The sequence below is a fragment of the Streptomyces sp. R28 genome (assembly GCF_041052385.1).
GTDB lineage: Bacteria > Actinomycetota > Actinomycetes > Streptomycetales > Streptomycetaceae > Streptomyces.
Map to the genome: position 1 here is coordinate 6,894,380 of NZ_CP163439.1, position 14,841 is coordinate 6,909,220.

Annotated in this window: 14 protein-coding genes; 11 read left to right on the plus strand and 3 right to left on the minus strand. The window is 71.1% G+C overall.

Annotation, left to right across the window (positions count from 1 at the left end):
• Positions 1–14 precede the first annotated feature (14 nt).
• The 3 genes from AB5J49_RS31055 to AB5J49_RS31065 all read left to right on the plus strand — a co-directional run bounded on the left by AB5J49_RS31055 (position 15) and on the right by AB5J49_RS31065 (position 2,553).
• Complete coding sequence (locus AB5J49_RS31055; RefSeq protein ID WP_369172178.1) at positions 15–989, plus strand: ABC transporter ATP-binding protein; 975 nt, start codon at positions 15–17, stop codon at positions 987–989.
• The gene (locus tag AB5J49_RS31060; RefSeq protein ID WP_369172179.1) at positions 982–2,043 is read left to right on the plus strand and encodes an ABC transporter ATP-binding protein; all 1,062 of its coding nucleotides are present in this window, start codon (positions 982–984) and stop codon (positions 2,041–2,043) included. The genes AB5J49_RS31055 and AB5J49_RS31060 overlap by 8 nt, the downstream gene beginning before the upstream one ends.
• 210 nt (positions 2,044–2,253) lie before the next feature.
• Positions 2,254–2,553, plus strand: coding sequence for a hypothetical protein (locus AB5J49_RS31065; protein ID WP_369172180.1), 300 nt, complete (start codon positions 2,254–2,256; stop codon positions 2,551–2,553).
• A gap of 55 nt (positions 2,554–2,608) precedes the next feature.
• On the opposite strand, the gene AB5J49_RS31070 is transcribed toward AB5J49_RS31065, so the two are convergent.
• Positions 2,609–4,729, minus strand: coding sequence for a prolyl oligopeptidase family serine peptidase (locus tag AB5J49_RS31070; protein WP_369172181.1), 2,121 nt, complete (start codon positions 4,727–4,729; stop codon positions 2,609–2,611).
• A gap of 177 nt (positions 4,730–4,906) precedes the next feature.
• Here AB5J49_RS31070 and AB5J49_RS31075 point away from each other — a divergent pair, with 177 nt between their 5' ends.
• From AB5J49_RS31075 to AB5J49_RS31110, 8 genes are all read left to right on the plus strand, one after another.
• Positions 4,907–5,101, plus strand: coding sequence for a hypothetical protein (locus tag AB5J49_RS31075; protein WP_030048865.1), 195 nt, complete (start codon positions 4,907–4,909; stop codon positions 5,099–5,101).
• Positions 5,102–5,159: 58 nt separating this feature from the next.
• Positions 5,160–6,062 (plus strand): N-acetyl-1-D-myo-inositol-2-amino-2-deoxy-alpha-D-glucopyranoside deacetylase, encoded by a 903-nt coding sequence (gene mshB / locus AB5J49_RS31080; RefSeq protein ID WP_369172182.1) that lies wholly within the window; start codon positions 5,160–5,162, stop codon positions 6,060–6,062.
• Positions 6,059–6,460, plus strand: coding sequence for a DUF6113 family protein (locus AB5J49_RS31085; protein WP_369172183.1), 402 nt, complete (start codon positions 6,059–6,061; stop codon positions 6,458–6,460). The genes mshB and AB5J49_RS31085 overlap by 4 nt, the downstream gene beginning before the upstream one ends.
• A 195-nt stretch (positions 6,461–6,655) precedes the next feature.
• Positions 6,656–9,091 (plus strand): hypothetical protein, encoded by a 2,436-nt coding sequence (locus AB5J49_RS31090; protein ID WP_369172184.1) that lies wholly within the window; start codon positions 6,656–6,658, stop codon positions 9,089–9,091.
• 150 nt (positions 9,092–9,241) lie between these two features.
• Positions 9,242–10,177 carry an ABC transporter ATP-binding protein gene (locus AB5J49_RS31095; protein ID WP_369172185.1) on the plus strand — a complete coding sequence of 312 codons (936 nt, stop codon included), beginning with the start codon at positions 9,242–9,244 and terminating at the stop codon, positions 10,175–10,177.
• Positions 10,171–10,929, plus strand: coding sequence for an ABC transporter permease (locus AB5J49_RS31100; protein WP_369172186.1), 759 nt, complete (start codon positions 10,171–10,173; stop codon positions 10,927–10,929). Before AB5J49_RS31095 ends, AB5J49_RS31100 begins: the two co-directional genes overlap by 7 nt.
• Entirely contained in the window at positions 10,926–12,107 is a 1,182-nt protein-coding gene (locus AB5J49_RS31105) for a sensor histidine kinase (RefSeq protein WP_369172187.1), read from the plus strand. Before AB5J49_RS31100 ends, AB5J49_RS31105 begins: the two co-directional genes overlap by 4 nt.
• Positions 12,104–12,718 (plus strand): response regulator transcription factor, encoded by a 615-nt coding sequence (locus AB5J49_RS31110; protein WP_369172188.1) that lies wholly within the window; start codon positions 12,104–12,106, stop codon positions 12,716–12,718. Before AB5J49_RS31105 ends, AB5J49_RS31110 begins: the two co-directional genes overlap by 4 nt.
• Positions 12,719–12,867: 149 nt before the next feature.
• Here the strand turns inward: AB5J49_RS31110 and AB5J49_RS31115 are convergent, their stop codons facing one another.
• Together AB5J49_RS31115 and AB5J49_RS31120 are read right to left on the minus strand one after the other, a co-directional pair.
• Positions 12,868–13,719 carry a tetratricopeptide repeat protein gene (locus tag AB5J49_RS31115; protein ID WP_369172189.1) on the minus strand — a complete coding sequence of 284 codons (852 nt, stop codon included), beginning with the start codon at positions 13,717–13,719 and terminating at the stop codon, positions 12,868–12,870.
• A gap of 39 nt (positions 13,720–13,758) precedes the next feature.
• Positions 13,759–14,760, minus strand: a complete 1,002-nt coding sequence (locus tag AB5J49_RS31120) for a GNAT family N-acetyltransferase (RefSeq protein ID WP_369172190.1) — start codon at positions 14,758–14,760, stop codon at positions 13,759–13,761.
• Positions 14,761–14,841 lie beyond the last annotated feature (81 nt).

A 14,841-nucleotide genomic window follows, 5' to 3' on the forward strand; every position in this document is an offset into this window, starting at 1 on the left:
GGTGAGTCGGCGTCATGTTGCTCGAAGTGCGTGATCTGCGGGTGGAGTTCAGGATGCGGGACGGCGTCGCCAAAGCCGTCAACGGCGTCACCTACGGCGTGGACGCGGGGGAGACGCTCGCCGTGCTCGGGGAGTCCGGGTCCGGGAAGTCGGTGACCGCACAGGCGGTGATGGGGATCCTGGACATGCCGCCCGGGAGGATCACCGGCGGCGAGATCCTCTTCCAGGGGCGGGACCTGCTCAAGCTGAGGGAAGAGGAGCGGCGCAAGGTCCGCGGCGCCGAGTTGGCGATGATCTTCCAGGACGCCCTGTCGTCGCTGAACCCGGTGCTGACCGTCGGGGACCAGCTGGGCGAGATGTTCGTCGTGCACCGGGGGATGTCGAAGAAGGACGCCCGGGCGAAGGCCGTCGAGCTGATGGACCGGGTGCGGATCCCGGCCGCGAGGGAGCGCGTACGGCAGTACCCGCACCAGTTCTCCGGCGGAATGCGCCAGCGCATCATGATCGCGATGGCCCTCGCCCTCGAACCGGCCCTCATCATCGCCGACGAGCCCACGACGGCGTTGGACGTCACCGTCCAGGCCCAGGTCATGGACCTGCTCGCGGACCTGCAGCGCGAGTACCGCATGGGACTCGTCCTCATCACCCACGACCTCGGCGTGGTCGCCGACGTCGCCGACAGGATCGCCGTGATGTACGCAGGCCGGATCGTCGAGTCGGCGCCGGTGCACGACATCTACAAGGCGCCCGCACACCCGTACACCAAGGGCCTGCTGGAGTCGATCCCGCGCCTGGACCAGAAGGGCCAGGATCTCTACGCCATCAAGGGCCTGCCCCCCAACCTCACGAACATCCCGCCGGGCTGCGCCTTCAACCCCCGCTGCCCGATGGCCCAGGACGTGTGCCGCACCGACGAGCCACCCCTGCACGAGGTGGACGAGGACCGGCGCAGCGCCTGCCACTTCTGGAGGGAGTGCCTGAATGGCTGAGCCGATTCTGGAGGTCAGCGGGCTCTGCAAGCACTATCCGCTCATGCGGGGGATCGTGTTCAAGAAGCAGGTCGGCTCGGTGAAGGCCGTCGACGGCGTGGACTTCGAGCTGGGCAGGGGCGAAACCCTCGGCATCGTCGGCGAGTCCGGCTGCGGCAAGTCCACGGTCGCCAAGATGCTGGTCAACCTGGAGCGCCCGACGGCCGGTTCGATTCTGTACAAGGGTGAGGACATCACCCGACTGTCCGGCCGCGCCCTGAAGGCCGTACGCCGCAACATCCAGATGGTGTTCCAGGACCCGTACACCTCCCTCAACCCCCGGATGACGGTGGGCGACATCATCGGCGAGCCGTACGACATCCACCCCGAGGTGGCCCCGAAGGGCGATCGCCGCCGCAGGGTGCGGGACCTGCTGGACGTGGTCGGCCTCAACCCCGAGTACATCAACCGCTATCCGCACCAGTTCTCCGGCGGCCAGCGCCAACGCATCGGCATCGCACGGGGATTGGCGCTGCGCCCGGAGGTCATCGTTGCCGACGAACCGGTCTCCGCGCTGGACGTCTCGGTCCAGGCCCAGGTCATCAACCTGATGGACCGTCTGCAGAGCGAGTTCGACCTCTCCTACGTCTTCATCGCCCACGACCTGTCGATCGTCCGGCACATCTCGGACCGGGTCGGGGTGATGTATCTGGGCCGGATCGTGGAGATCGGCAAGGACGCCGAGATCTACGACCACCCCACGCACCCCTACACCCAGGCGCTGCTCTCCGCGGTCCCCGTCCCCGACCCCGAGGCCCGTGAACACCGCGAGCGCATCATCCTCGCGGGCGACGTCCCGTCCCCGACGAACGTCCCCTCCGGCTGCCGCTTCCGCACCCGTTGCTGGAAGGCGCAGGAACGGTGCGCCCTGGAGGCGCCGACGCTCGCGGTGCCATCGTGTTTCGGGGAGGAGAGCGGGCCCGAGGCGCACGCCTGCGCCTGTCATTTCGCGGAGGCCGTATCGATCACGCGCCCCGCGCCGGGGCAAGTCGCTCCGCCGGAGGCGGTGTCATAACCGCTCATACGCACGCGAATCGCGTTAACACGCAGGCAACTCAGCCGACCCGATCCCGATATACGGACGCGTCAGGCTGAACGACGTACGGCCGTGCGGGTGCCGTAAACGAGCCGGGGCGCGCCATGTCGCCCCGGCTCGTTGCTGTGCGGACACCGAATGAGTACGAGTACTCATGCCCCCGGCCCGCCCCTTCGCAACGCTTGGCCCATGGAACGCCGACCACGTGAACACGACGGCCTGATCGCCGTCCTCGTAGGAGTCCTCGACGTCCTGCTCGTGATCGTCCTTGGCTCCGGCATGGTCTTCTCCGGCATCGGCGCCGGCTTCGACGAGTACGCCGACCAGTGGGCGGACGCCGCGCAGCACGACATCCTGGTCTTCACCGCCTGGCTGGTCGGCGGCGGCTTCGCCCTCGCAGCGGCGCTGCGCTACTGGAAGACCGGTGCCGTCCACCTCCTGATCGTCGGTCTTCCTCTCCTGGTCTTCCTCGGCTGGCAGAGCAACTGAACCGGGCGTGGGGCCAGGTCCACAGGGTCGGGTCCGCTGGGGCAGTTCCGCTGGGTCAGTTCAGCCCCAGCGACCGCTTCAGGAAGTCGAGCTGGAGCAGCAGCAGGTTCTCGGAGACCTCCTCCTGCGGCGTCATGTGGGTCACGCCGGACAGCGGCAGCACCTCGTGCGGGCGGCCCGCGGCGAGCAGGGCCGAGGACAGGCGCAGTGAGTGGGCGACCACCACGTTGTCGTCCGCCAGCCCGTGGACGATCATCATCGGGCGGGCCGGCTCGGCAGCGTCCACCAGGCCGGCGTCGTCGATCAGCGAGTTGCGCCGGTAGACCTCCGGCTGCTCCTTAGGGTGTCCGACGTAACGCTCCTGGTAGTGGGTGTCGTACAGACGCAGATCGGTGACTGGGGCGCCGGCCACCGCCGCGTGGAAGACGTCCGGGCGGCGCAGCACCGCGAGCCCCGCCAGGTAGCCGCCGAACGACCAGCCGCGGATGGCCACGCGGGTCAGATCGAGCGGGAACCGCTCGGCGAGCCCCTGGAGCGCGTCGACCTGGTCCTGCACCACGACCGCCGCGATCTCGTCCTTGACCGCCTTCTCCCACGCGGGCGAGCGCCCCGGGGTACCGCGCCCGTCCGCGACGACCACCGCGAACCCCTGGTCGGCGAACCACTGCGAGGTCAGGTACGCGTTGTGTGCGGCGACCACCCTGGAGGCGTGCGGTCCCCCGTAGGGATCCAGCAAAACCGGAAGCGGGGTGTCACCGGCGTAGTCCCGAGGCATAAGCACGGCGCACGGGATGCGACGTGCGCCCCCTTCGGTGAGGGTGATGCGCGGGGTCAAACCGGGATCTTCGGCATACGACCGCACCGTCGCCGTCCGCTTCCCGTCACGCAGGACCTGAACCCGGGACCCGGGCCGGTCGAGGGTGTGCGACGCCAGCACGGTCACGCCCCCGGCACGCACCGCCGAGTGCACGCCGGGCTCCTGCGACACGCGCTCCACGCCGAGCTCGTTCACTCGATACACGTGCACTTCACCGATCTCGGCGTCGGTCGCGGCCTCACCCGCCGATGCCGAGACGAGCACGTCGTCGTCGGAGACGTCCAGCACCGCGCGGACGTGCAACTGCGGGCCTGTCAGCGGGCGTTCGCCCACCGTGAGCACCCGTGCGCCGCCCTCGTCGGCGATGCGCACCAGCTGCCCGGAAGGGCTCCAGCAGGGCACGCCAGGGAAAAGATCCAGCCATTGTGGATCTTCGTCCGCGTGCACCATCCGGGTCGTCCCGGTCGCCGGGTCCACGGCCAGGAACAGCTGGCTGCGCTGGTCCCGAGCCTGGACGAGCAGCAGCGGCGCACCCGCCGCTGACCAGTGCACTCGTGCCAGATAGGGGTACCGCGCCCGGTCCCACGCCACCTCCGTGCGCACCCCGTCCAGACCGATCACGAACAGCCGTACGTCCGCGTTCTCGGTCCCCGCCGCCGGATACGCCACCTGCTGCGGCTCGCGCTCCGGACGTGCGGGATCGGAGATCCACCACCGCCGCACGGGCGTGTCGTCCACGCGGGCCACGAGCAGCCGGTCCGACTCCGGACCCCACCAAAAGCCCCGGTGGCGCGCCATCTCCTCGGCGGCGATGAACTCGGCGAGCCCGTAGGTGACCCCCTCCGACTCCGGCTCGGCGAGCGCACGGCCGCCCTCGCCCTCCGCGCCCACCACCCGCAGGGCGCCCCGCGCGACGTAGGCGATGTGCCGTCCGTCGGGGGAGGGGCGCGGGTCGATCACCGGCCCGGGGACCCGGAGTTCGCGTGCCGTGCCGGCCCGCAGCTCCGCCGTGAAAAGCCGCCCTGACAAGGCAAAAGACGCCAACTCCACGGCGCTGTCGGTAGCGTGGCCGACGATGCCGGCGCCGCCCTCACGGCTGCGCTCGCGCCGTGCCCGCTCCTGGGGCGAGAGGTCTTCCGAGGCGTCGCCCAGCAGGGCGCGCGGGTCGGCCGCCACGCGCTCCCCGCAGTCCACCGTGTCGAGCACCCACAGCGAACTCGCCGGATCCGTACCTGAGGTGGAGCGCAGGAACACGACACGGGAACCGTCGGGCGCCACCGCGAACGCGCGCGGCGCGCCGAATGTGAACCTCTGGGTGCGGGCGTGCCGTCGGGGGAAGGAGACAGGCTCGGTCTTCATGCCCTGACCATATTGGCCAGTGCGCCCCCTTGTGCGGCTGTGCGCCGATCGATGCGCACGTACGGATAGTTATGATCAATAGCGCATAGTGGGTATGAACCTGCTGGCTGTCGTATGGATTTATCTGCCCCCATAGTCCGACCCCCCCGCCCTTGGGATTCTTGGAGGTGAGCCGCCGTGGCACTCTCGATTTCGGCGGTGGTGCTGCTGGCGATCATCGTCTTCTTGTTGATCAAGAAGTCAGGACTGAAGGCGGGCCATGCAGTCGTGTGCATGCTGCTCGGGTTCTACCTCGCGTCCTCGACCATCGCCCCCACCATCAGCGAGCTGACGACGAACATCGCGGGCATGATCGGCGGCATCAAGTTCTGAGCCGCGCCTTCTGACAGCGCCGCACGGCGCTGTCAGCGTCGCCTCGTAGGCTGGGGCCATGACGGAACTGCCCGACCGGCGTCTGCTCCTGGTGCACGCGCATCCGGACGACGAGTCGATCAACAACGGCGCGACCATGGCCAAGTACGCGGCCGAGGGCGCGCACGTGACCCTGGTCACCTGCACCCTCGGCGAGCACGGCGAGGTCATTCCTCCCGGGCTTCAGCACCTGACCGGCGCCGATCTGGGCGAACACCGCCTGGGCGAGCTCACCGCCGCGATGCGCGAGCTCGGCGTCGAGGACTTCCGTCTCCTCGGCGCGAAGGGTCGCTACGAGGACTCGGGGATGATGGGCATCGCCGACAACGATGACCCGGCGAGCCTCTGGCAGGCGGACGTCGACGAAGCGGCCCGGGCTCTCGTCGAGGTGATCCTCGAGGTGCGCCCCCAGGTCCTCGTCACCTACGACCCCGACGGCGGCTACGGCCACCCGGACCACATCCAGGCCCACCGCATCGCCATGCGCGCGGCCGAGCTGGCCGCCGATGCCGGGTGGGAGATCCCCAAGATCTACTGGAACCGTGTCCCGCGCACGGTCGCCGAGGAGGCCTTCGCCCGGCTTCAGGCGGATCTGCCCGGGTTGCCGTTCAGCAAGGCCGCCACCGTGGACGACGTACCGGGTGTCGTCGACGACGAGCGGATCACCACCGTGATCGACGGCACCGCCTACGCCGCCGCAAAGGCCGCCGCGATGCGGGCGCACGCCACGCAGATCGACGTGGCCGAGCTGTACTTCGCGCTCTCCAATGAACTCGCGCAACCCCTCTTCACCACCGAGTACTACGAGTTGGTGCAAGGGGAGCGAAGCGGGATGGGGGACCCGCCGGCCGAAGGCTGGGAGCGGGCGGCGCGGGCGGAGTCCGATCTGTTCGCCGGTGTGACCGTCGGGGAGGCGTCATGAGCTCGATGCTCGCCCAGCCGCTGAAGCGGCCTTCCGGCCTGCGGGCACTCGCCTACCTCGGGCTCTTCGTGCTTGGCGCGGTGGTCGGGGTGGCCGGGGGGCTGGTGCAGCCCGCGTGGTTCCCGGGCGGCCTGCTGCTCGCGCTCGCCGGCGAGGCCGGGCTCTGTCTGGGCGGTGGCCGGGCGGCGGGCAGCCGGGCCGGGGCCGTCGCACCCGCCGGCGGCTGGATGATCGCCGTCATTCTGCTCACCGCCAGCCGCCCGGAGGGCGACTTCGTCTTCGGCACGGGCGCCGCCTCCTACCTCTTCCTGCTCGGCGGCATGGCTGTGGCTGTGATCTGCGCCACCCTCGCGCCGGTGCGGCAACCAGGTGACGACCGCGACCGACTTGCCAAGTGACGTACTACTTCTTCACGCCGCACTCGTGCGAGTCCCGTGTGGGTTTCCCAGGCGGTCGTGGGATACGGGCCGGAAGTGGCCAGTATGGTGGTGCGCGCCGCCGAGCCTCCCCCAGCCTCGAACCACTCGGCCGGGAGGGACCCCCACTCGCAATGGAGGTCGAACAGGCGGTGGAGCCAACCGGGAGAACCTGCCTTGAGTCGTGAAACTGACACTCCGTCCTCCGGGCCCAACGGGCGCGGCGGAGCCGCATACCCCTCGGGCACGCCGCCGTACGGGACCCCCATGGCTTCCGACAGCGGTACGGACGCAGGCCGTTCGGCCGCGCAGCCGGAGGAACGCAAGACCGAGACCACGCTGACGACCCGGATCCGGATCAACATCCCCGGGTCGCGGCCCATCCCGCCGGTCGTCGTGCGCAAGCCCGTCGCCGAAGCCGAGGGCGCCGGGGACAGCGCGGACACCGAGACGCCGGCGCCGTCGGCCGCCACCTCCATGTCCACGGGCACCGCCGAGCCCCCGGCCGACCCCGCCCCGCAACCGGGGGAGAAGACGAGCGACTGGTTCGCGCCGCGCAAGTCCGGCGCGCCCAAGGGCGGTCAGGGCGGCCCGCCCTCCAACGGGGCAGGTCTGCCCGGCGGTTCGGGCCCCGGTGGCGCGGGTGCCGGTGCGCCCGGTGCGCGCCCGGGTGCCGGTGCCGGGCGGCCCGGTGGTGTCGTCGGCGCGATGAGCGTGCCCGGCGGCGCCCGCCCCGGCGGCACGAACGGCGCCGGTCTCACTGGTGCGACCGGCGGCCCGGTGGCTCCCGGGCACGGCGGAGGCACCGGTTCCTTCGACGTCACCGAGGCACTGGCGGCCGGCCCGATGGGCAACGGCAACGGTTCCCGCCCGGGTGGCGAGGCGCGCCGCGACGACCTGCCGTACTTCTCGGAGGACGGGAACGGCGGCCCGAACGGTCAGAACGGCTACGGTGCCCAGGGCGGCCCGAACGGCTTCGACGCCGGCGCCGACTTCAACGCCCCGAATGACTTCAACAGCCCCAGCGACTTCGGCGGACCGAACGACTTCAACGGCTCGAGTGATTTCGGCGGCCCGAACGACTTCAACGGACCGAACGACTTCGGCGGCCCGAAAGGCCGTGGTGGCCAGGGCGGCCCGCAAGGTCCCACGGGTCCGACGACCGGTCCGGTCACCGGCGACGGTCCGGCGGTGCCCCCGGTCGCGGGCGGCCGGCAGGGCGGCCTCGGTGGGCCCAGCGGTCCGGGTGGCCCGGCTGGTCCGGGTGTGCCCGGCATCTCCAACGGCCCGGGTGGTGCCGGTGTGCCCGGCATTTCCAACGGCCCAAGGCGGCCCGGCGGTCCCGGCAGCGGCCCGGCGGGCCCCGGCGGTCCGGGTGGCCCCGCAGGCGCCCCCCACACCCCGGGCCATGGCCCCGGCGGCGGTCTGAGCGACGACACCGCGATCCTCACCCCGCAGAAACCGGCCCCCGAGCCCGGCACCCCGCACTACGGCGGCGTCGCCGAGAACGTCTCCGGCCACACCGTCACCAGCGGCATCCCCGTCGTACCCTCCGGCGCCCAGAGCGGCCCCTTCGGCCCGGGTGCCACCGACGCACCGGCGCCGCACACGCCTCCGAAGCTGCCCGAGCCGGGCTCGACGAACGCCTCGGCCTCCCGCCCGCCCAAGAAGAAGGGCCGCAGCAAGCTGCCGCTGCTCGTCGGCGGAGTGATCGTCCTCGCCGGTGGCCTCTACGGCGCCGGCCTGCTGATGAACCACTCCGACGTGCCCAAGGGCACCACCGTGCTCGGTGTCGACATCGGCGGCGGCACCCGCGACGACGCGGTCAAGAAGCTCAACGACGCCTTCGACGAGCGGGTCGGCAAGCCGCTGAAGCTGTCGGTGGGCGGCAAGACCGTCACCCTCGAGCCGGACAAGGCCGGGCTGCAGTTCGACATGCAGCAGACGGTCAGCACGGCCGCGACCAGCGACTACAACCCGGTCTCGGTCATCGGTTCGCTGTTCGGCAACCACCGGACCGTGGACCCGGTCATGCCGATCGACGAGGAGAAGCTGCACGCGGCTCTGGAGGACGTCTCCGGCGGCTCCGGCTCGGTGACCGAGGGCACGATCAAGTTCGAGTCCGGCAAGGCCGTCGCCGTCTACGGCAAGGCGGGCAAGGGCATCGACGTCGCCCAGTCCACCGAGGCGATCGAGGAGGCCTACCGCTCCCAGGTCGAGACCGGCGCCACCGACCCGGTGACCGTCCCGACGACCACGCAGCAGCCGACGGTCTCGAACGCCGAGGTCGACCGGATGATGAAGGAGTTCGCGGAGCCGGCGATGTCGGCCAAGGTGACGGTGCAGACGGACGCCGCGCACAGTGTCCCGATGAGCCCGGAAAACTCCCTGTGGAAGTTCCTGCGGGTCAAGGCCGTGGGCGGCAAGCTCGTCGAAGCTCCCGACCTGACCGCGCTGAAGGAGCTCTACGGCGGCGCCTTCGACGGAGTGCTCATCACCCGGGGCACAGGCAAGAAGACGCCGGTCACGCCGCAGGACGTCTACGTCGCCCTTGCCGAGGCGCTGAAGAGCAAGACCAACCGCGTGGCGGTCATCGAGACGAACCCCAGCTAGCGGATCACCGCAGACGACGAGAGGGGGCACCCGGCGATCGCCGGGTGCCCCCTCTCGTCGTATGACGTCTCGCCGTATGACATCTGTCATCCGGCACTCAGGACCGCCGACACTGCCGGGGCACCGGCCCGCGCGGCCACTCTGGAGCACATGACAACGACAGCGGTCGGATTCGACCAGGTGAGCAAGAGCTACGGGAGCGTACGGGCCGTCGACGGGCTGACGCTCACGCTGCACCCGGGGGAGACCGTGGCCCTGCTGGGCCCGAACGGGGCCGGCAAGTCGACGACGCTCGACCTGCTGCTCGGCCTGAAGCAGCCCGACAGCGGCACGGTGCGGCTCTTCGGCACCGGCCCGCGCGAGGCCATCGTCGCCGGGCGGGTGGGCGCCATGCTGCAGAGCGGCGGACTGATGGAGGAGGTCACCGTCGCCGAACTGGTGCGGCTCGCCTGTGACCTGCACCCGAGGCCGTACAAGGTCTCCGACGTACTGTCCCGCGCGGGCGTCACACAGATCGCCGACCGCAAGGTCAACAAGCTCTCCGGCGGCCAGGCCCAGCGCGTCCGCTTCGCCCTCGCCACCGCCGGCGACAGCGACCTGATCGTCCTGGACGAGCCCACCACCGGCATGGACGTCACCACCCGCCAGGCCTTCTGGGCCACCATGCGCGAACAGGCCGACCAGGGCCGTACGGTCCTCTTCGCCACCCACTACCTGGAGGAGGCCGACGCCATCGCCGACCGTGTGCTGGTGCTGCACCGCGGCCGGTTGCTGGCCGACGGCACGGCGGCCGAGATCAAGGCGAAGGCGGGGGTGCGGAGGATCTCCTTCGAGCTGTCCGACGGCCCGGTCGACGAGGTCTCGCTGCGCGCCCTGCCCTTCCTGACCCGGCTCACCGTGTCCAGCAGCGGCTCCGCCGCGGGCGCGGGCCACACGGTCCGTATCCAGTCCGCCGACGCCGACGCCACCGTCCACGCCCTCTACGGCCTCGGCCTCTACCCCCGCAACCTCGAAGTCGCCGGGCTCGGCCTGGAGCAGGCGTTCGTGGCCATCACCGAGGCCGAGGAGGCCCGTACCTCATGCTGAACACCTTTGCTTCGCGGGGCCTGATCAAGCTGGAACTCACCCGCGCCCTGCGCAACCGCAAGTTCCTGTTCTTCTCCGTGTTGTACCCGGCGCTGCTGTTCCTGCTCATCGCGGGCAACGCCGACAGCACCTCGAAGGTCGACGGCACGGGCCTGACCCTGCCGACCTACATGATGGTCTCCATGGCCTCCTTCGGCGCCCTCACCGCCGTCCTGATGGGCAACAGCGAGCGCATCGCCAAGGAGCGGGAGGGCGGCTGGGTACGGCAGTTGCGGCTGACGGCGCTGCCCGGGCACGGCTATGTCCTCGCGAAGACGGCCGGAGCGGCCGTGGTGAGCCTGCCGTCGATCGTGATCGTCTTCGTCGTCGCCGCGGTCGTGAAGGACGTAGGCCTGGACGCCTGGCAGTGGCTCGCCCTCACCGGCGCGATCTGGGCCGGCAGCCTCGTCTTCGCCGCGCTCGGCGTGGCCCTCGGCTACCTCGCGAGCGGGGACGCGGTCCGCCCGATCACGATGATCACCTACTTCGGGCTGTCCATCCTCGGCGGCCTGTGGATGCCGACCACGTCCTTCCCGGCCTGGCTGCAGGACATCGCCGACTGGGTGCCCACACACGCGTACGCTGCAGTGGGGCAGGCGATCGAACAGAGCCAGGCCCCTCATGCCAAGGACATCGCCGTACTCGCCGTCTTCTTCGCCCTGTTCACCGGCGGCGCGGCCTGGCTGTACCGGAAGGACACGTTGAAGGCGTGAGCGGCGTCGGCATCGGGCAGCGCCCGCAGAACCGCAGGCAGAAGGCCGTCAAGTTCCTCTGGATCGGGATCTGGCTCGCCTACCTGAGCGCGCCGGTGGGCGACCTGCTGCACGGCGGCCACAGCGACGGCGTCGTCGTCCTCGGCTGGATCGGCCTGGTCGCCTTCGTCGCCTGGTACCTCGCCCTGATCTTCCGCACCGGACGCGGCGAGACCGAGGGCGTGGTGCTCGGCTCGCTGGCGGTGCTCGCCACCCAGTCGACCGTCCTCGCGTTCACCCTGGGCCGCGAGTGGCTCGTCCTGTTCGTGTATGTGGCGATCTGCTCCGGCGCCGCCCTGCCGTTCCGCCTCGCCCGCTGGAGCATCCCGGCCGTGTCCGTCCTGCTGACCGGGGTCGCCTGCGCGGTCCCCGGCGGTACGACGTTCCTGGCCGGGCTGCTCTTCCCGGCCATCCTCGGCGGCTTCTCCATGACCGGCGTACGCGAGCTCATCCGCACGACCATAGAGCTGCGCGAGGCCCGCGCCACGGTCGCCCAACTGGCCGCGAACGAGGAACGCCTGCGCCTCGCCCGCGACCTGCACGACCTCCTCGGCCACTCCCTCTCGCTGATCACACTGAAGAGCGAGCTCGCGGGCCGTATGCTCCCGGACCACCCGGACAAGGCGGCGCAGCAGGTCGCCGACATCGAACAGGTCAGCCGCCAGGCCCTGGTCGACGTACGGGAGGCGGTGTCGGGTTACCGCCGCCCCCGCCTGTCCGCCGAACTGGCAGGCGCGAAGGTCGCGTTGACGGCAGCCGGAATCACCGCCGAACTGCCTGCGGAACCGGACCTCACCGGCGTCCCCGAGCCCAGCGAGACGGCTTTGGCCTGGGCGCTGCGCGAGGCGGTCACCAACGTCGTACGCCACAGCGGCGCCCGGCGCTGCACGGTGGAACTCCTGCGCCGCCAGACCCTCGACGGCCCCGTCCTGGAACTCTCCGTCGAGGACGACGGCTCTGGCGACCAGGGCGGCGGCCCCGGCAACGGCCTGGCGGGCCTGACGGAACGCCTGGCCAAGGAGGGCGGCACCCTGGAGGCGGGCGGGGCCCGGCACGGCTTCCGCCTCACCGCCCGTGTCCCGGCGGCCCGGGCCGGCTCGAGGGACGCGGCCCCGGCGGACGTAGGATCCCCGTCATGAGCCAGACGATCAAGGTTCTCCTGGCCGAGGACCAGTCGATGGTCCGCGAGGCGCTGGCCGCCCTGCTCGGCCTGGAGGACGACATCGAGGTCGTCGCCCAGGTGGCCCGCGGCGACGAGGTCCTGGCGGCGGCCCGTGAGCACGCCGTGGACGTGGCGCTCCTGGACATCGAGATGCCGGGCGCGACGGGCATAGAGGCGGCGGCGATCCTGCACACGGAGCTGCCGGCTGTGAAGCTGGTCATCCTCACCACCTTCGGCCGCCCCGGCTACCTCCGCAGCGCGATGGAGTCGGGCGCCGACGCCTTCCTGGTCAAGGACGCCCCGGCGGCCCAACTGGCCGAGGCGGTACGGAAGGTACTGGCGGGCGAGCGGGTCATCGACCCGACGCTTGCGGCAGCGGCCCTGGCGGAGGGCGCCAACCCCTTGACCGACCGCGAACGAGAGGTCCTGCGAGCAGCGGAGGACGGCTCGACGAACGCCGAGCTGGCGGCCGCCCTGCACCTGTCGCAGGGGACGGTCCGCAACTACCTCTCGACGGCAATCCAGAAGCTGGCCGTACGGAACAGGGCGGAGGCGGTGCGGATCGCGCGGGAGAAGGGTTGGTTGTAAATCCCCGCCAGGGGCAACGCCCTCCGGGGCGCGGGGCTGTGTCGATATGCGGCTCCGCCGCGTGGGCGCGACCGGCCACAACGCACGCGCTCAATCACCGAACCTCCTACGGCGAACCGGCGAACCGGCAAATCGGCGAACCGGCGAGCTCAGTTGAGCAACGCCCGAGCAGCCCGTGCCTGCCCCCGCACCCGTTCCGCCGCCCCCTCATCCACCGCACTGATCAACTCCGCGTACTCCTCCAACTCCGCGGCCCCCTCGACGAAGTCACCCCGCTGCACCAGCAACTGCGCCCGCTCGAACCGCAACCGAGCCGGACGCGACGGCAGCAACAGCGACAACTCCACCGCCCACAGGGACACATCCGTCCGCTCGGGCCGAGCCGCAGCCCAGGCCCGGATGTTGTTCAGGATCCGCACCACCACTTCCAGCGGATCCGCCGGCGCAAGCATGGACGGCTGCAGCGGTGCCCCCGTGGCCCCCGCCACCAGCAACTCCGCATCGCTCCCCGTCAACACCCGCCCCCCGTCGAACGGGTCAGCGAGCACCTGCTCATCGGTCGGCCCGAAGCCCACCACGAAGTGACCGGGCAGCGCGACCCCGTACACCGGAGCCCCCGCCCGCCGCGCGACCTCCATCCACACCACCGACAGCAGAATCGGCAGCCCCCTGCGCCGCTCCAGCACCTGATGCAGCAACGACGATTCCAGCCGCTGGTAGTCCGCGGCGGAACCGCGAAACCCGTGTCGCTCCCCGAGCAGCTCGCGCAGCGCGACCGCCCACGACCGCGGTCCGCCGGGCCGGAACGGCAGCTGCCCCGCCAGGGCGTCCAGCTCCACCTGTGCCGCATCCATGCCCGCCTCGTCCAGCGCCCCGTCCGCCTCGGCTCCCACCAGCAGACACAGCGCGGACAGATCGGGCCGCTCGGACCTCGCCTCTTCGGCGAACCGCCGCCGCAGCTCGGCGGAACGCTCGGGCGGTGGGGGGTAGGGGGGACGCATAGCTGGCTCGTGCCCTTCCACGGCGATCCGTACCGCTGCTCAGAGTGATCGATAGTGGTGGTACGCGTGATGCGCGGCGAACCCCATCCCGGCGTACATCTCCCGAGCGCCCACGTTCTCCTCCTCGACCTGCAGCCACGCCGCTGACGCCCCCTCGTCGAGGGCCCGCCGGGCCAGCGCGGCCATCACCCGGGTCGCCAGCCCCCGCCGCCGCAGCGCCGGATCCACCTCCACGGCGGCGAACCCGGCCCACCGCCCGTCCACGACACACCGCCCGATGGCGGCAGGCGCACCGCCGCCCTCGCCCGGAACCGTCGCGAACCACACCGACGGCCCGCTCCCCAGCACCTTCAGGGCCACCTCACTCACCCCCTTGCGCTGATACCGCGCAAGCCAAGCCTCGTCCGCCTCCCGGGAGAGCACCACCCCGGACACCTCGGCAGGCTCACCCCGGTCGGCGATCGGCGCCAGCGCCCCGATCCACATCCCGGCGGACACCTCCCGCACCCACCCCAGCCGCTCCAGTTCCGCGCACAGCAGCTCCTGCGTGCCCTCGGCCCCGGTCGCGGTCTGGACGTACGCGGGAAGCCCGCGGGCGCCGTACCAGCGCCGTACGACGTCCAGAGCGGCCGGCAGCGGCATCCCGGGGTCGCCGAGCGGCAGCACCGAGTTGGCCCGCCGGGTGAACCCGGACGCGGCCCGCAGCTCCCACGCGCCGAGCCGCTCGCTCTCCACCGGCCGCCACGCGCGCGTGGCGACATGCGCGAGCTCCTCGTACGAGGCGGCGGGCCCCCGGCGCCGGGCGGGAGCGGCGGGCACCACCTTGCCCGCGACCAGCGACGCTTCCGGAATGCGGACGGTCTCGCCACTCTTCCTTGTGATCCGCAGCACACCGTCATCCCATGATGCGAGAACACCCACCGTGTCGGTGAACTTCTCACCCTCGGCCGCAAGATCGTTCAGGCGGCGTACGGAGACTCGTTTACCCACGTCAGCAGCGGTGATGCGGACCTCAAGGCGTCCCGTCGCAGAGATTTCCACAGGTCAGTTCACCCCTCCTGTTCGGATCATGCCCAAGAACGGAGATACTAGAGGCGGGCATCGACGACGCCGCGCTCCCGC